Below are 16,962 nucleotides of genomic sequence, written 5' to 3'. Positions count from 1 at the left end.
ATTCCAGGATACCGCTTCGTAGAGACTAAGAAACTTCCAAACGGCGACACAGAACATGTCTACGAAAAAGTGAAGACTAGTCACAAGGATAAAGACGGAAATGAAATTCCAGGATATCCAACAGAGGATGGAGAACAACCTAAGAAAGATATTCCAGGATACCGCTTCGTTGAAACTAAGAAGTTGCCAAACGGTGATACAGTACACGTCTACGAAAAGATCACAACAACTCATGTTGACGAAAACGGAAACCCAATTCCAGGATATCCAACAGAGGATGGAGAACAACCTAAGAAAGATATTCCAGGATACCGCTTCGTAGAGACTAAGAAACTTCCAAACGGCGACACAGAACATGTCTACGAAAAAGTGAAGACTAGTCACAAGGATAAAGACGGAAATGAAATTCCAGGATATCCAACAGAAGACGGCGAAAATCCTAAGAAAGATATTCCAGGATACCGCTTCGTAGAGACTAAGAAACTTCCAAACGGCGACACAGAACATGTCTACGAAAAAGTGAAGACTAGTTACAAGGATAAAGACGGAAATGAAATTCCAGGATATCCAACAGAAGACGGCGAAAATCCTAAGAAAGACATTCCAGGTTACCGCTTCGTTGAAACTAAGAAGTTGCCAAACGGTGATACAGTACATGTCTATGAAAAGATCACAACAACTCATGTTGACGAAAATGGAAACCCAATTCCAGGATACCCAACTGAGGATGGAGAACAACCTAAGAAAGATATTCCAGGATATGAGTTTGTGAAGACTGTTGTAGATGCAAATGGTAACATCCAACACATCTACAAGAAAGTTGTAACTCCAGAAAAACCAGAAGCTCCAGTTAAACCAACTCCAGCTAAGGAAAATGCTCCTCAATTGCCAAATACTGGTACTGAAGATCATGCTAGCCTTGCTGCCCTTGGTTTAGTAGGTGTCTTGAGTGGATTTGGACTTATCGCTCGTAAAAAGAAAGAAGACTAATCAACTCTGTAGAGTAGTGGAAAAGTCACCTTTCTAATTAAAAACTAGTACATCTTTGGATGTACTAGTTTTTTTATCTCTTTGCTGCTTGTTTTAAGGATAGAACTATGCTACAATCTTGTAAAATAAACAAGGATATCAAGATATGAAAAGTGAATACCAAAAAATGATTGCGGGAGAACCCTATCGCCCGTTCGATCCAGAACTTCGTGCTCTAGCACAAACAGCACGACAAAAGCAAGCCTCCTTTAATGAAGAGGTCGACCCAGTAAAAGGTATGGAAATCATCAAAGGCTGGTTTGGCTCAACTGGTGAAAACCTCTATGTCAATACTCGTTTGGTGGTGGATTATGGTGTCAATATTCATTTGGGAGAAAATTTCTATTCCAATTGGAATCTGACAATGTTAGATGTTTGTCCTATTACCATCGGTGATAATGCCATGATTGGCCCAAATTGTCAGTTTTTAACACCTCTTCACCCTCTAGATCCGGATGAACGAAATTCAGGTTTAGAATTTGGGAAACCAATTACAATCGGCAAGAACTTCTGGGCAGGTGGTGGGGTTATTGTTCTTCCAGGTGTTACACTAGGTGATAACGTTGTTGCAGGAGCAGGAGCGGTCATTACTAAATCTTTTGGTGATAATGTAGTTCTGGCAGGCAACCCAGCACGAGTTATCAAAGAAATTCCAGTCAAAGAAAATTAAAAGAACAGCGAAATGCTGTTCTTTTTTGCTAGAGATTTTTTCTCTTTTTAGCTTTTTTAGTGAGAGCCACATCGCATTCAGCAATGTTGCGTGTAAGATAGTTAGCGACTTGGAAGTCATCGGTATCAGATTTTAGCTCGACTTCATAGACAATTGTTAGATTATCACCTACGTTAGTGCTATTAATTGTAATCATGTCAACTTCTGAGCAGAATTAGTTAAGAGATGATTGGATAGCTTCCTGTACCTTGTCTTGATTGGCTACCGTGATTGTCAAAAGTCTACGGCGTTGATTGTCAGTTTTGATCTGTTGATTTTCTAAAAGGAACCAAACGCCCAAGATAAAGAGTGTAAAGAGAATAGCCAAGAAGAGGTAGCCTGTTCCGCAAGCCAAACCGATAATCATGGCTAGGAAAATAGCAATTAATTCTCGGGAACCACTAGTTGCGGAACGAAAACGAATTAAACTAAAGATTCCGGCTACAGCAATTGAGGTGCCCAAGCTCCCATTGACCAGAAAAATAACCAAGGTCATGAGGCAGGGAAGCAAGGTCAAGCTGATAGCGAATTCTCTGGTGTAGAGGGTTCTATATTTGTAAGTCCAAGTAAGTGCCAAACCGAGGACTAGACTGACTAGAAGTGCCAACAGTAGTTGAAAGGGATCTGCACTTGCAGTGGCGTTGTTGAAAATGGAATTAAATAGATTAAGCATAAGCAGTACCTGACCTTTCTATATTGGGGCGAGGAGCATAAGGCAGCCCTTGAGATTTGTGGTATGCACAACTGTATTTTGAAAATTTGTGCTCCATCAAATCATACTTGTCTAGGATGTCCTGCAACCACTGGGGCTTGTTTCCAGGGGCCTTGATTTCCATAATCACAGTGTTGTTATCTAAGAGAGGAGCCCCGTGATTTCCCGCGAAGAGACTGACAGTTTCATCTCTATAGACTAGATTTTGGTCAATTGTGATACGGATTTTGTTATAGTGGTAGCCCTCGATAGATTTCTTTTCCTTTAATGAATAACGATCATAGTAGATATACATACGAAGCTTGATAGCGAGTTTGTAATCATGCTGAAGTTTTTTCACTTTTTCAATGACGACTGTATCAGTAATGCTAGCATCCAAGTGCCCTTTGGTTATGAAATTTATGATGGAGCTAGGAGTTGATAGCAATCGGAACTTGCGGCCAACCCCTTCTTGGTCCTTGGTCTTGATTTCTAAAAACACCTGACTATCGGCTTTGGGATTACTGAGATAAGTTCGCATCCGTACTTTTTCTTTACGCTTGTTGCCTAGACAATCCTCTTGGAGCACATCAAAGTCTTCTGTGTCGAAGTAGATATTTGAAATGGTTGAAATTGGATAATCGTCTTCTACTAAATATTCCTTTAAATCTTGAATCAGTTTGTCTAATATTTCTTTGGAGACAACATATTTGGTTTCAATCCGTTTAAAAGTTGTTTCGATTGGTTTCATAAGTCCTTCTCCTCTAATCTTAGGTTATACTATTTTTAAACAAGGACGAGCTTGTTTGTCTAGGATTTTAAAGAGTTTATCTAAAACTTTTGTTAAATTTAACTTAATTGAAACTAAACTTAAGAAAACTTTCAGAAAAAGTTTAGGCTTATTTTAGGAAAGTCACGTAGACTAAGAGCATGTAAAATGAAAGTCGAGGAAACGAGCATGAAAGCAAAAAAATGGACATTCTTACTAACGAGTATAGCAACTCTAGCACTGGTGACAGCTTGTACCCAGTCAACTTCAAATACAACAGCTAGCAATACTGCAACAACTACATCCACTACAGAAGCTAAGAAAACTAGCTATTTTACAGACAAGGACTATGATACTTCTTATGATGAAAAGACAGCAGCAACTGTAACCTTGTCAGGATCAACAGCGAAGGTATCAGGTGACGGAGTGGCTGTATCAGGATCTACCGTTACAATCTCTAAGTCAGGTACCTATGTGATCTCTGGTCAATCTGATGGAGTTCAAATTAAGATTGAAGCTGGAAATTCTGATGATGTACATATTGTTCTAAAGGGTGTGAACATGACCAATACCAATGCAGCTATTTCCGCGACATCAGCTGGTCATGTTTACCTAACTCTAGCAGATGGAACCACCAATAGCCTCTCAGATTCTGCTTCTAATAGTGATGAAAAAGCTGATGCAGCCCTCTTCTCTAAAGTGGACTTGACCATCAATGGTAAGGGAACTCTCAATGTTGATGGTAAGAAAAACAATGGTATTAAGGCCAACGATATACTTCACATCACAGGTGGAACCTACAACATCACAGCAGTCGGAGATGCCTTTAATGTCAATGATGAACTCAATATTACTGGCACAACCATGACTATTGATGCCAAGGAAGACGGAGTTAAGGTCGACAATGATGAGGACACATCTGTAGGAACCATGTATCTCTCTGACAATACCATCACTGTTACTGCAGGGGACGATGGTATCCACGCATCAGGTGATTTGGTGATTGATAGTGGTACCTATTCCGTTAAGAATTCTACAGAAGGGCTTGAAGGGAAGTCAATCACTATCAACGGTGGAGACATCACCATCTACTCAACAGATGATGGTGTCAATGCGGCCAACAAAAATGCCCAACAAAGTGAAATCTTCTTTACTATGAATGGTGGGAACTTGACGGTTGAAGTTGGTCAAGGGGACACGGATCCAATTGACTCAAATGGTAACATTACTGTTACGGGAGGAACCATCAAAATGACTGGTCAAACTGGTTTTGACTTTGATGGAACAGCGACTTACACAGGCGGAGACATCTATTTCAATGGTGAAAAACAAACTGAGATTGTCAATTCGATGCCTGGTGGAGGAGCCCCTCAAGGAAATGGAGGCCCTGGTGGACGTCCATAAAAGAAAATCTCCTTTCTCGAAAGAGAAGGGAGATTTTCTTATGTTATTAGGACGAGAAAGAATTATTCTCCATCTTTTTTAAAGATGTTTTTTACGCCAGATACTGCACCTTCGACAGCTTCTTTTGCATCTTCAGCAACTTCTTTAGCTTTTGAAGCTACCTTTTCTGCAGCTCCTTCTGCTTGAGTTTTTGTATCGCCAGTTAGTTTACCAAAACCTTCTTTAACAGAACCTTTAGCTTGGTTGAATTTTTCTTCGATTGACATGGGGGATACCTCCGTTAATTTTTTGTATTATCTAAATTACATTAGATATTAATTTAAGTATATACCCTTTTATGCTAAAAAGCAAAAAACTGATACGAAAAGCATCAGTTTGTTTTTTTAATAGGTTACAACATTCAGTTGACCTTTATCATATTCTGCGATAAAAATATTAGAAACGTCTTCGAAACCTTCTTCTTTCAATTTCTCAGTTAGCCACTCCTCGGATTTGCCAATGGTTTCTAGGATTTCAACTTGGACAACACCGTCTGTGATGACTGGGTACTTAGGATTTTCGTCACCCATTCTTACGACAATTAGTTGTCCGTTTTGCTCAATCACAGCTCTCTTGACATCCTTTAATTGAAAGATTCCTTGAGCGCGCAATTTAAGAGCAACATCAGCAGCAGCTAGACCTTTTGAGCGACAGGCTTCTGGATCTAATGTTCCATTTTTAATGATAATCGTAGGTTTTCCGTCAATCAGATGTTTAATGAAGGAAACATTGGTATTCAACCATTTGAGGAGTAAAATGAGAATAGTCCAGATAATGAGGATAACAATGTATTGGATGATGGTGATAGAACTATTGTAGATAACCCCACCGATAATACCCCCGAGAACAAAGTTCTGGATTTGGTCTACTGCAGAACTTGGAGCTAAATTTCCTTTACCTGTTACGTTAATAACAAAAACAAGAGAAAGTAGCCCCAAGGCTAATTTAATTGCAATCGTAGCAAAAAAGCTTATCATTTTTCAACCTCCACGAGTTCAACATCTGATTTATAGAGTTCCATTTTTTCTAATAAATAGCTATCTTGGTCAGTCCCACTAATGGCACGATAAAAATTGTCACCTACTTTAATAATCGCCCCCTCAGTCACTGCTGATGTGTTGACATAAACATTTTTCTTATCAACACCTAACTCTTTTGATACAATTTCGATGAAGTGCAAGGAACTACGAAATTGATTATCATTGGATTGGTTGTTTTGAAGATTCGTAATGCTAATCAATACAAAAGCAATTAACGTCAAAATAGAAATGAGCGATAATTCACGGAACTTACTCCCTCTCTTATCTTGAAAAGCCTTAAATGCAAAGAATCCAGTCACAATCACTAAGAGCGTCGACACAATAATCATGGTCCAATTCTGTTGACTAATCTGACTGAGAACATAGTCATATGAATAGAATTTCATAAGATTTCTCCCTTTTTTAAATTCAATCTATTATAAACTAATTCCTAAGCTATAGCAATTTTATTAGTAGGGAAAAAGCATTTAATTGTTGTTTCCTACTTAAGGTAGGTTTTTCTGATTTGACTTAGCCTCCCGTCTTGACTTTCGTTTAGCTTTTGATATAATAGTAAAAATTTAGAGGAGGTGCTCTATGATTCAAAAACACGTCATTCCTATTTTAGAGTTTGATGATAATCCTCAGGCAGTCATTATGCCCAATCATGAAGGCTTGGATTTACAGTTGCCAAAGAAGTGCATCTATGCATTTTTGGAAGAAGAGATTGACCGCTATGCTCAGGAAGTAGAAGCAGATTGCGTAGGGGAGTTTGTTTCTGCCACTAAGACCTACCCGGTTTATGTCATGGACTACAAAGGTGAAAAAGTGTGTCTAGCCCAAGCTCCTGTAGGTTCTGCCCCTGCGGCCCAGTTTATGGATTGGTTGATTAGCTACGGTGTGGAGAAAATCATCTCTACAGGCACTTGTGGCGTGTTGGCGAATATAGAAGAAAATGCCTTTTTGGTTCCAGTCCGTGCTCTGCGTGATGAAGGAACTAGTTACCATTATGCGCCACCTTCTCGTTATATGGATGTACATGTAGAAGCGATTTCTGCTATCGAGCAAGTCTTGGAACAACTAGGAATTCCTTACGAGGAGGTTATGACTTGGTCGACAGATGGTTTTTACCGAGAAACAGCTGAAAAAGTTGCCTATCGTAAGGAAGAAGGCTGTGCAGTTGTGGAGATGGAGTGTGCAGCTCTTGCAGCAGTTGCCCAGCTTCGAGGAGTTGTTTGGGGACAACTTCTATTTACAGCCGACTCTCTAGCGGATTTAGAAAATTATGATAGTCGCGATTGGGGTTCAGAAGCTTTTGACAAGGCCTTAGAACTCTGTCTTGAAATCGTTAGTCATATGTGACTGCTTTAACTGTTTTATGGTACAATGTAACTATGTTATTCAAATCATTTTCGGAAAAAATAAACACGACCTTGGGGCGTTTATCACCTGCTCGTCGAATTTTTTTAAGTTTTGCTTTGGTTATTCTCGCAGGCTCTCTCCTTTTGAGTCTGCCATTTGTGCAAGCAACAAGCTCCCAAGCGACCTATTTCGACCATCTCTTTACAGCAGTATCCATGGTCTGTGTGACAGGACTCTTTACTCAACCAGTAGCTACTACATATAACATCTGGGGTCAGTTAATCTGTATGTTTTTGATCCAGATTGGTGGTTTGGGTCTCATGACCTTTATAGGGATCTTTTATATTCAAAGCAAGCAAAAGCTCAGCCTTCGTAGCCGTGAAACAATTCTGGAGAGCTTTAGTTATGGAGAAACTCAGTCTTTAATGGTTTTCATACGTTCGATTTTTTTGACGACTTTTATCGTTGAAGGACTCGGAGCCTTCTTGTTAAGTTTTCGTTTTGTTCCGGAATTTGGTTGGGGCCGAGGAATTTTTACCTCTATCTTCGTAGCTATTTCAGCTTTCTGTAATGCTGGTTTTGATAATTTTGGAAGTACAAGTTTAGTAGCTTTTCAAACTGATCCGTTGATTAATCTAGTGCTTGCTGCTTTGATCATCACAGGTGGTCTAGGGTTCATGGTTTGGTTTGACCTGGCCACGCAGTTGAGCGAGAAAAAACGTCGGCTTCGCTTCCATACCAAGTTGGTTCTCTTCTTGACAGCTGGAATTTTATTTACTGGAACAGTTTCAACCCTCTTGATAGAGTGGAACAATCCGGGAACGATTGGAAATCTCAGTATTCCTGATAAATTGCTAGTCAGTTTTTTCCAAACAGTTAGCATGAGAACGGCGGGTTTTGCTTCTATTGATTTTACTCAGGCTAGGCCTGTTACCTTGATGATCTATATTTTGCAGATGTTTCTCGGTGGGGCGCCTGGTGGAACAGCCGGGGGGCTTAAAATCACAACCTTTTTTGTATTATTAGTATTTGCACGCAGTGAGCTTTTAGGCTTGCCTCATGCCAATGTAGCTCGAAGAACAATTTTACCTCGGACAGTCCAAAAATCTTTCAGTGTCTTTATTATCTTCTTGCTAACTTTCTTGCTGGGCTTGATCCTGTTAGGGATAACCGCAGAAGGGAATCCGCGCTTTATCTACATCATGTTCGAGACAATTTCAGCGCTTGCCACGGTCGGAGTGACTGCCAATCTGACACCAGAGTTAGGCAGATTAGCTCTTAGCATTATCATGCTACTGATGTTTATCGGACGAATTGGGCCACTGACGCTATTAGTTAGTTTGGCTGAGTATCAACCAGATAAGAAAGATATGATCCACTATATGAAAGCAGATATTACCATAGGATAAGAAAGGATAAACTATGTCAGATCGGACAATTGGAATTTTAGGTTTGGGTATTTTTGGGAGTAGTGTGCTTACCGCTCTCGCTCAGCATGATATAAATATAATCGCCATTGACGACCATGAAGAGCGAATCAATCAGTTCGAACCAGTCTTGGTACGTGGAGTTGTTGGAGATATTACCGATGAAGAGCTCTTGCTCTCAGCAGGAATTGATACCTGCGATACAGTTGTGGTGGCAACTGGGGAAAATTTAGAATCTAGTGTGCTTGCAGTCATGCATTGCAAGAGTCTAGGAGTATCAACTGTTATTGCTAAGGTTAAAAGCCATACAGCAAAAAAAGTCCTTGAAAAAATTGGCGCAGATTCAGTCATCTCACCAGAATATGAGATGGGTCGTTCGTTGGCGCAGACTATTTTATTTAATAACAGCGTTGATGTTTTTCAGTTGGACAAAAATGTCTCGATAGTCGAGATGAAAATTCCACGGTCGTGGGCAGGTAAGAGTCTAAGTCATCTTGATCTTCGAGGACAATACAATCTCAATATTCTTGGTTTTCGTGACTATGAAAATGCTCCCTTGGATGTTCAATTTGGGCCGGATGATCTATTGAAAGCTGATGGCTATATGATGGCAGTAATCAATAACCAATATTTAGATAATCTAGCACACCTCAATGATTAAAAGAGAAATGACCATTCTTTTTTCTAGTGACTATTGAGTCAATATAAGTATTTTATAAGAAGGATTTAAGAAAAATTTTAACTTTTTCTTAATCCTTTTTAATTTTAGGAGATTATACTAGAGTCATCAAAAAAGAAAACTCTAAGGAGAATCCTATGAAATTCAATCCAAATCAGAGATATACTCGTTGGTCTATTCGCCGCCTCAGTGTCGGTGTTGCTTCAGTTGTTGTGGCTAGTGGCTTCTTTGTCCTAGTCGGTCAACCAAGTTCTGCACGTGCTGATGTCGTCAATCCGACTCCTGCCCAAGTCGTGTCAAACGACGCCTCAGTGAGTGAAAAGGGCGACCTATCAGCAGCGGTTCTAGATAAAGCAGTAGATGTAGATCTTTCTTCAGAACAGTCTGTTCCAACACCTCAAGCAAGTGTGGATACGACAAGTTCTTCAGAAAAAGCGGACGAAACTGCTAAAGAGCCAGTAGTAGCACCAAAAGAAGAAGTGCAAGCACAACCTGACTCTAAGAAACCAACAGAAGATGCAGTTAAACCTGTGGAAAGTCCTGCGTCTACAGCTTCTGGACAAGACCGCGAAGCCAGTGAAGCGCAACCAGCGACCACTCCAGCTGAAGTGCAAAAAGGTGTGGCCGACAACACCAAAGACACAGTAGAAGTCCCAGCTTCTTACTTGGATAGAGCTAATTTCCCAGGTCCATTTACAGCTGGTGTCAACCAAGTCATTCCATACGAATTCTTCGCTGGTGACGGTATGTTGACTCGCCTTATCTTGAAATCCTCTGATAAGGCTCCATGGTCAGATAATGGAACGGCTAAAAATCCTGCTCTCCCACCGGTAGAGAAATTGAGCAAAGGTCTTTACTTCTATGAAGTAGACTTGGCAGGTACTCAAGGTAAATCTGACAAAGAGCTACTTGACCTCTTGAAACAAAATGGTACTCAAAGTTATAAAGCTACCATCAAGGTGTACGGTGTGAAAGATGGCAAGCCTGACTTAACTAATCTGGTAGCGACTAAGAATTTGGATGTCAACTTGAATGGTTTAACCACACCAGCTGAAGTGCAAAAAGGTGTGGCTGATAATACCAAAGACACGGTAGATGTCCCAGCTAGCTACCTTGACAAAGCCAATTTCCCAGGTCCATTTACAGCCGGCGTCAATCAAGTCATTCCATATGAGTTCTTTGCTGGTGATGGTATGTTGACTCGCCTTATCTTGAAAGCATCCGATAAGGCTCCGTGGTCAGACAACGGAACAGCTAAAAATCCTGCCCTCCCACCAGTAGAGAAATTGGGGAAAGGCCGTTACTTCTATGAAGTGGATTTGGCAGGTACTCAAGGTAAATCAGATAAAGAGCTTCTTAACTTCTTGAAACAAAATGGAACTCAAAGTTATAAAGCTACGATTAAAGTGTACGGTGTGAAAGATGGCAAGGCCGATTTGACTAACCTAGTAGCGACTAAAGATTTGACTGTTAATTTGAATGGCTTGACCACACCAAATCAGGTTAAAGAGTCTGTTGTTAACAATGTCAAAGATATGATTGATGTTCCAGCTAGCTACCTTGATAAGGCTATGGTTCCTGGACCTTTCTTGGCCGGTGTCAACCAAGTTATACCATACGAAGCTTTTGGTGGAGATGGGATGTTGACTCGCCTCTTGTTAAAAGCCTCAGACAAATCCCCATGGTCAGACAACGGAACAGCTAAAAATCCTGCTCTATTGCCACTTGAAGGCTTGGCTAAAGGCCAATATTTCTACGAAGTGGATTTGAATGGCAATACGGTTGGCAAAGATGGTCAGGCCTTGCTGGAGCAACTTCTAGCTAACGGAACCCATACATATTCAGCTACTATTAAAGTCTATGGCTCTAAAGATGGCAAACTTGATTTGACCAATCTGATTGCTACTCGCCAAGTAACGATTCGACTTCATGGAAAAGAAATGGCGACAATACCATCTCAACAAGGTCAGATGAATACGAAGCCTTCTGAAAAAGGCTCTACAGGTATGACTGAGGGTATGATGAGTACAAATCACCATATGTCAGATATGAAAGTAGATCAACCAGCTTCTAGCCCAATGGCTAATATGATGAAAAAAGATGATAAAGCGATGCTACCAAATACTGGTGAAGCTCAAACGGCTACAGCTGAACTTGGAATCCTTGGCCTAGCCTTGGCAGGTTTTGTTGGATTTTTGGGTTGGAAAACCAAAAGAGAAGATTAAGGTTCAAATCATTTAAACATTACGGAAAATAGTGTTATACTAAAGCAAGTATAACACTGTTTTTGTCAAAGGAGTGTCAGATGAAAAAGACAATTTTGTTGGTTGATGATGAGATAGATATTCTAGATATTCAAAATCGCTATCTTTTACAGGCAGGTTACGATGTTTTAGTTGCCCATGACGGTAAGGAAGGATTAGAACTTTTTAGAAAAAAATCTATCGATCTCATTATCACAGATATCATGATGCCTAATATGGACGGTTATGATTTCATCAGCGAAGTTCAGTATATTGCCCCTGATCAACCCTTTCTCTTTACAACTGCTAAGACAAGCGAACAGGATAAGATTTATGGATTAAGTTTGGGGGCGGATGATTTTATAGCTAAACCGTTTAGCCCACGGGAATTGGTTTTGAGAGTGAATAATATCTTGCGCCGTCTTAGTCGTGGCGGAGAGACCGAGCAGATTGAGTTTGGTGACTTAGTGATCAACCATGTGACTCATGAGGTTCGCATTGGAGAACAGCCTTTGGAATTGACAGTGAAATCTTTTGAACTTCTATGGATATTAGCCAGCAATCCTGAGAGAGTCTTTTCAAAGACTGAACTTTACGAGAAGGTATGGCAGGAGGACTATGTGGATGATACCAATACACTCAATGTTCATATCCATGCTTTGAGACAAGAGTTGAGTAAGTATACGAATTTAAACACTCCTGCTATCAAAACTGTTTGGGGATTGGGCTATAAGATGGAAAGACCGAGAGGTAAAAAATGAAATTAAAAAGCTATATTTTAGTGGGGTATCTAGTTTCGACTCTACTAACGATTTTGGTCGTTTTCTGGGCAGTCCAACGAATGTTGATTGAGAAAAGTGAAGTTTACTTTCTGGTTGGAATGACCTTGATTGCAAGTTTCATTGGCGCTGCAGTGAGCATCTTTCTTTTGTCGCCTGTGTTCTCTTCTCTGAAACATTTGAAAAAACAAGCTCAGAATATAGCTGGCAAAGATTTCAGCACAGAAATTGAAACCAAAGGGCCGATAGAATTTCAAGAGTTAGGCCAAGCTTTTAATGACATGTCCCGCAATTTACAAGATACCTTTCAATCACTTGATGAGAGTGAGCAAGAAAAGAGAATGATGATTGCGCAGCTCTCTCACGATATTAAAACTCCCATTACCTCCATTCAGGTTACTGTGGAGGGAATTCTAGATGGAGTAATCAAGGAAGAGGAACGGCTCCACTACTTAGCCACGATTGGTCGACAAACTGAGCGTCTAAACAAGCTAGTAGAGGAGTTGGATGTTTTGACTCTTAACGATCAGCCTCAAGATATAGCTGATGAAGAAGTCGAAGATGTGTTTTTAGATCAGCTGTTGATTGAGTCAATGAGTGAATTTCAACTTCAGATTGAGCAAGAGGAGCGAGATGTCTACATTCAAGTAAAGCCTGAGTCTGCGAAAATCAAGAGTTATTATGACAAACTCTCTCGTATTCTAGTCAATTTGTTAAACAATGCATTTAAATATTCAGAACCTGGAACTAGGATTGAAGTTCTTGCTCAATTAACAGAAGAAGAGTTGATAATCAGTGTGAAAGACGAGGGTCAAGGTATTCTCCCTGAGGATTTGGAAAAAATTTTTAACCGACTTTATCGTGTAGAAACGTCGCGTAATATGAAGACAGGTGGTCATGGATTAGGGCTAGCGATTGCACGAGAACTAGCCCATCAACTTGGTGGTGAAATAACAGCAGAAAGCCAGCATGGATTAGGAAGTACGTTTACATTTCATCTTAATTTGAAGTAAAACTAAAAAAATTCTCTTTACAAATGGAGTATTTCATGGTACAATAGCCTTTGTGTGAAATAGCAGCAGGAAAGCATGAAGCTCGTCAACAGGTGTCTTATAACAAGTAACCTTGGCTGTTTAGGCGAAGGGCATCTGCACGAATCAGGGCTTTCTAAGTGACTATTTCCGCCGAAATTATATTTATATTAGGAGGACATACATATGTCACGTTATACAGGACCATCTTGGAAACAAGCTCGTCGCCTTGGCCTTTCACTTACAGGTACAGGTAAAGAATTGGCACGTCGTAACTACGTACCAGGACAACACGGACCAAACAACCGTTCTAAATTGTCAGAATACGGTTTGCAATTGGCTGAAAAACAAAAACTTCGTTTCACTTACGGAGTAGGCGAAAAACAATTCCGTAACTTGTTCGTACAAGCTACAAAAATCAAGGGCGGAATCCTAGGTTTCAACTTCATGCTTCTTTTGGAACGTCGTTTGGATAACGTAGTTTACCGTCTTGGTCTTGCGACTACTCGTCGTCAAGCTCGTCAATTCGTAAACCACGGTCACATCCTTGTTGACGGAAAACGTGTTGATATCCCATCATACCGCGTAACTCCAGGTCAAGTAATCTCAGTTCGCGAAAAATCATTGAAAGTTCCAGCAATCCTTGAAGCGGTTGAAGCTACTCTTGGACGTCCAGCATTTGTATCATTCGATGCTGAAAAATTGGAAGGTTCATTGACTCGTTTGCCAGAACGTGATGAAATCAACCCAGAAATCAACGAAGCACTTATCGTTGAATTCTACAACAAGATGCTTTAATTTTAAGAAATATCTTACAGAAAGCCTACAACAGTGGGCTTTTTGCTTTGTCTTAAAATGTTGATTTCTGGGTTTGTTCAGTTATTTGTTCAGTTATTTGTTCAGTTATAAACTTTTTAGCGCAGTTTCATAGAATGAGATTGCTTTTTTTGCATTCTCTTTTGAGAGGTGACTATATATATCCATGGTCATAGATAATTGGGAATGTCCTAAACGGTGCTGAAGTTCCTTGTAAGGTATTCCAGAGTTAAGCAAGAGACTAGCGTGAGTATGGCGAAAACCATGAAAACCAATGTTAGGTACGTCAGCACGTTTAAAGTGAGTTCTTAACCTGGTTTGTAGAGTTCGATTATTGGGGTACTCATTTATGAAGTCAGAAAAGACTACAGTTTCAGAGCGCCCAAGTTGCCAAGCTTCTTGTACTTGTCTATGTTTGTACTGCTTCAGCATACTAACAGTCGCTTGATCTATATCGATATCACGATAGCTAGATTTTGATTTAGGACTATTGAGTTCTTGATTATAGTTTAGTGTTTTTGTGATATGCACAATAGCATTATCTAAGTCAATATCAGACCATGATAAGGCTAAAGCTTCATTGATACGACAACCAGTAGCAAGTAGAAACTTATAAAGTGTAATCTCATAATAATAGCGATATCTACTTAGATCCAGAGTATCTAAGTATTTAAGAAAGCTTTTTAATTCGTCATTATCAAAGTGCTTTACTTTTTCTCGTTTTGCTTTTTGTGTGTTGCGAGGTAATATTACCTCACGAGCAGGATTAAACGGTATAGCTTGCATAACTACACCATACTGTAAAATACGCTTATTTAAAGCGTGTAAGCTATCGTAATATAGAAAAGCACCGTCTTCCCCTTTATTGGTTTTGTCAGCAAGTTTATTGACTATATCTTGAATAATTGGAGTATTTAGTTTATCCAGCTTATAAGCACCAAATAAAGGTAAGATATGGTTATCTAGCAGTCTTCTAACGTTTAATTGTGTGTTAGGTTTTACTGTATGCTTGTAACTTTCCCACCATAAGGAAGCTAATTCCTTATAGGTAGTAATATTAGTAGCCTGGAATCTAGTAGATCCATTTTGTAAAAAAGCAATTTCAGCTTCTTTTGTTTTTTGCTTAACTTCTTTTTTTGTCCTTCCTGTTATGCTTGTCTTTACATCTTTTCCAGTGACTTTATCAACACCAAGATAGACATTAGCACGATATACTATTGAACCGTCTTTTTTTGTGATTTGTTTTATTTGCATAATATTCCTTTCCATCAGCAGGCAAGCAATTAGAAAAGGTTTTGAATTTAGACCATGCTAGGAGCTACGAGAATGCCCCTATTTTCGATTTTAAGTAGTCAGACGGCAAATTGTACCAGATAAGAAAATAAAGCGATTATGGAGCTTATAAAGGATATTGATTAGATAATCTTCTCAAAAACCATTGTGGCTTGGATACGGTCACCACCGCCTAGTCCTTTACTTCCACCATTGGCGGTTGTGATGGTATGCAGGCGATAACCTTTTGAAGCTTGTTTATTGATAACATCTTCTAATTCTGTAAGATTTCCTGATCCAGTGCCGAAAAACTTTTCTTTCAAAGTTACCTGAAGGACAACGTAGTGTAGTCCATTTACTCCAGATGCGGTAGAAAAACTACCCTCTTGTTTTACAGTGTCAAAAAATCCCATGGGGGTTACTCCTTTTCGTCGTCTCTCTCAGATAGTTTTTTAACTAAATCAAAAGCTATTTTTTTATCATAGTCATTTAAAGAAATATAGTTGATTAAAATATCTGCAAAATTTGTACCAATTTCGGCATCATTTATTATTAACTTTTCTATAGTCAGCATGTAGTTTTGATTAAAATTTACTAGACCTTTGCCAAAATTCTCGTATTTTTTAGGATTATTTATGTGTTCTTCAACGTTCTCATACGCTGATTGAATCTTTTTTAGCAAATCATAATCAGGTTTAATGTTATTTAGTTCATTCATATCAAGATTTTCAAAAAAATCTTGTAATTTAGTAGTCATTTCTTCAGGAGACATTTCATCATGGCCTAAAAGAAATGCGACACTAACCCCAAAGTAATCCGCTAGGCTTTCCCATACTTTATTGTTTCTTGGTTTTCGAGTTCCGTTTTCATAATACATTAATTGACTATCAGAAACGGTAATATCGTATTTATCTTTTAAAATTTTTCTAAGTTTGTTCAAAGATAAATTTTCTTTTTCTCTTAATTCTTTGAGTTTTATTTTCACGATATATAACCTACTTTAATTATTTTAAGTTGATTATATCATAGCAAAGAATTTTTTTCTATAAAAAATTCTCAAAAAAAGAACAAAAGCGCTTGACATTCTTAAAAAGAGAGTATATACTTAAATTGTTCTTAAAATGAGAATGAAAAATTAAAAGGAGAAAGAAAAATGATTATTACACAATCACAAGCGAAAGCGTTACGAAGAAAAAAAGCTGATCTACAATTAAAAAATTATGAGTTGGCTTTTGAAATTGGTGTTGCACCTAAAACGGTTCCTAAAATTCTGAAAGGTGATTATAAGGCTCCTAAAAGAATTTATGCTAGCGTAATGGAATGGCTTGCTGAAGATTACTAGAAAGGGGCATAAGACAGAATCTAGAAATATTTTGCTTGCTACCTATGGCAGTATCAAGGGTTTGTAGGGGTTTATTCTCTCCTAAATTTTCCCTACCTCAATGATTTACTTTGGTACTGTTTTAGGTGGCAAGCACGAGCAACAAGAAGAAAGGAGCGAACCAATGGAATTGGTCTATATGGACGGCAAGAAAGAGCCGTATACACTGAGCAGTATCGTTGCAGAATGCGCTGAAATTAAGCACAGACATTTGAAGATTTTGCTGAATAAGCACCGAGAGGACTTTGAAAGCTTCGGAAAGGTGCAATTTAAAATTTCACCTTCAGAGAGTGGGCAAAATGTACGGGATTA

At 39.1% G+C, this 16,962-nt stretch carries 18 protein-coding genes and 2 pseudogenes; 12 read left to right on the top strand and 8 right to left on the bottom strand.

What is annotated here, in order from left to right:
• Both K1I61_RS08615 and K1I61_RS08610 read left to right on the top strand, forming a co-directional pair.
• A partial coding sequence (locus K1I61_RS08615; RefSeq protein ID WP_223335818.1) for a MucBP domain-containing protein occupies window positions 1-990 on the top strand: 990 nt, incomplete at its 5' end.
• 145 nt (window positions 991-1,135) lie between these two features.
• Complete coding sequence (locus K1I61_RS08610; protein ID WP_036756156.1) at window positions 1,136-1,699, top strand: sugar O-acetyltransferase; 564 nt, start codon at window positions 1,136-1,138, stop codon at window positions 1,697-1,699.
• A 28-nt stretch (window positions 1,700-1,727) separates the two neighbouring features.
• Here the strand turns inward: K1I61_RS08610 and K1I61_RS08605 are convergent.
• Window positions 1,728-2,411 (bottom strand): annotated as a pseudogene (locus tag K1I61_RS08605) (DUF4956 domain-containing protein).
• Window positions 2,404-3,180 carry a polyphosphate polymerase domain-containing protein gene (locus K1I61_RS08600; RefSeq protein WP_223334801.1) on the bottom strand — a complete coding sequence of 259 codons (777 nt, stop codon included), beginning with the start codon at window positions 3,178-3,180 and terminating at the stop codon, window positions 2,404-2,406. The pseudogene K1I61_RS08605 and the gene K1I61_RS08600 overlap by 8 nt, the downstream one beginning before the upstream one ends.
• Before the next feature lie 207 nt (window positions 3,181-3,387).
• Here K1I61_RS08600 and K1I61_RS08595 point away from each other — a divergent pair, with 207 nt between their 5' ends.
• The gene (locus K1I61_RS08595; protein WP_223334804.1) at window positions 3,388-4,602 is read left to right on the top strand and encodes a carbohydrate-binding domain-containing protein; all 1,215 of its coding nucleotides are present in this window, start codon (window positions 3,388-3,390) and stop codon (window positions 4,600-4,602) included.
• A 62-nt stretch (window positions 4,603-4,664) separates the two neighbouring features.
• Here the strand turns inward: K1I61_RS08595 and K1I61_RS08590 are convergent, their stop codons facing one another.
• The 3 genes from K1I61_RS08590 to K1I61_RS08580 form a co-directional block, all read right to left on the bottom strand.
• Window positions 4,665-4,868: a CsbD family protein gene (locus K1I61_RS08590; protein ID WP_000020982.1), complete on the bottom strand. Its 204-nt coding sequence runs from the start codon at window positions 4,866-4,868 to the stop codon at window positions 4,665-4,667.
• Between the two features lie 117 nt (window positions 4,869-4,985).
• Window positions 4,986-5,618 (bottom strand): DUF421 domain-containing protein, encoded by a 633-nt coding sequence (locus K1I61_RS08585; protein ID WP_223334806.1) that lies wholly within the window; start codon window positions 5,616-5,618, stop codon window positions 4,986-4,988.
• The gene (locus tag K1I61_RS08580; protein WP_223334808.1) at window positions 5,615-6,067 is read right to left on the bottom strand and encodes a DUF3290 family protein; all 453 of its coding nucleotides are present in this window, start codon (window positions 6,065-6,067) and stop codon (window positions 5,615-5,617) included. Before K1I61_RS08580 ends, K1I61_RS08585 begins: the two co-directional genes overlap by 4 nt.
• A gap of 190 nt (window positions 6,068-6,257) precedes the next feature.
• Here K1I61_RS08580 and K1I61_RS08575 point away from each other — a divergent pair, with 190 nt between their 5' ends.
• The 7 genes from K1I61_RS08575 to rpsD all read left to right on the top strand — a co-directional run bounded on the left by K1I61_RS08575 (window position 6,258) and on the right by rpsD (window position 13,979).
• Window positions 6,258-7,022: a nucleoside phosphorylase gene (locus K1I61_RS08575; protein ID WP_223334810.1), complete on the top strand. Its 765-nt coding sequence runs from the start codon at window positions 6,258-6,260 to the stop codon at window positions 7,020-7,022.
• Between the two features lie 32 nt (window positions 7,023-7,054).
• Window positions 7,055-8,431: a TrkH family potassium uptake protein gene (locus K1I61_RS08570; RefSeq protein ID WP_223334812.1), complete on the top strand. Its 1,377-nt coding sequence runs from the start codon at window positions 7,055-7,057 to the stop codon at window positions 8,429-8,431.
• A 13-nt stretch (window positions 8,432-8,444) separates the two neighbouring features.
• The gene (locus tag K1I61_RS08565) at window positions 8,445-9,110 is read left to right on the top strand and encodes a potassium channel family protein (protein ID WP_223334814.1); all 666 of its coding nucleotides are present in this window, start codon (window positions 8,445-8,447) and stop codon (window positions 9,108-9,110) included.
• 155 nt (window positions 9,111-9,265) lie between these two features.
• Window positions 9,266-11,353 carry an SSURE domain-containing protein gene (locus K1I61_RS08560; RefSeq protein ID WP_223334816.1) on the top strand — a complete coding sequence of 696 codons (2,088 nt, stop codon included), beginning with the start codon at window positions 9,266-9,268 and terminating at the stop codon, window positions 11,351-11,353.
• Window positions 11,354-11,433: 80 nt separating this feature from the next.
• Window positions 11,434-12,132, top strand: coding sequence for a response regulator transcription factor (locus K1I61_RS08555; RefSeq protein ID WP_061428507.1), 699 nt, complete (start codon window positions 11,434-11,436; stop codon window positions 12,130-12,132).
• Window positions 12,129-13,163 (top strand): sensor histidine kinase, encoded by a 1,035-nt coding sequence (locus K1I61_RS08550; RefSeq protein WP_223334817.1) that lies wholly within the window; start codon window positions 12,129-12,131, stop codon window positions 13,161-13,163. Before K1I61_RS08555 ends, K1I61_RS08550 begins: the two co-directional genes overlap by 4 nt.
• 204 nt (window positions 13,164-13,367) lie before the next feature.
• A complete protein-coding gene (gene rpsD, locus K1I61_RS08545; RefSeq protein WP_004253981.1) occupies window positions 13,368-13,979 on the top strand; it encodes a 30S ribosomal protein S4 in 612 nt (203 codons plus the stop codon).
• A gap of 105 nt (window positions 13,980-14,084) precedes the next feature.
• Here the strand turns inward: rpsD and K1I61_RS08540 are convergent, their stop codons facing one another.
• The 3 genes from K1I61_RS08540 to K1I61_RS08530 form a co-directional block, all read right to left on the bottom strand.
• Window positions 14,085-15,251: a tyrosine-type recombinase/integrase gene (locus K1I61_RS08540; RefSeq protein ID WP_223334819.1), complete on the bottom strand. Its 1,167-nt coding sequence runs from the start codon at window positions 15,249-15,251 to the stop codon at window positions 14,085-14,087.
• A gap of 161 nt (window positions 15,252-15,412) precedes the next feature.
• Complete coding sequence (locus K1I61_RS08535; protein ID WP_004261908.1) at window positions 15,413-15,682, bottom strand: DUF4177 domain-containing protein; 270 nt, start codon at window positions 15,680-15,682, stop codon at window positions 15,413-15,415.
• Between the two features lie 5 nt (window positions 15,683-15,687).
• A complete protein-coding gene (locus K1I61_RS08530) occupies window positions 15,688-16,254 on the bottom strand; it encodes a helix-turn-helix domain-containing protein (protein WP_223330478.1) in 567 nt (188 codons plus the stop codon).
• A 168-nt stretch (window positions 16,255-16,422) separates the two neighbouring features.
• Here K1I61_RS08530 and K1I61_RS08525 point away from each other — a divergent pair, with 168 nt between their 5' ends.
• Window positions 16,423-16,611: a DNA-binding protein gene (locus K1I61_RS08525; RefSeq protein WP_223330479.1), complete on the top strand. Its 189-nt coding sequence runs from the start codon at window positions 16,423-16,425 to the stop codon at window positions 16,609-16,611.
• Window positions 16,612-16,774: 163 nt separating this feature from the next.
• Window positions 16,775-16,962 (top strand): annotated as a pseudogene (locus tag K1I61_RS08520) (Rha family transcriptional regulator); the annotation flags it as partial.

Origin of the sequence: Streptococcus infantis (assembly GCF_019929665.1) — a bacterium.
In the GTDB taxonomy this organism is placed as follows: Bacteria; Bacillota; Bacilli; order Lactobacillales; family Streptococcaceae; genus Streptococcus; species Streptococcus infantis_H.
The sequence above is the reverse complement of the archived record's forward strand: the minus strand, read 5'-3'. Positions and strand labels throughout refer to the sequence as shown.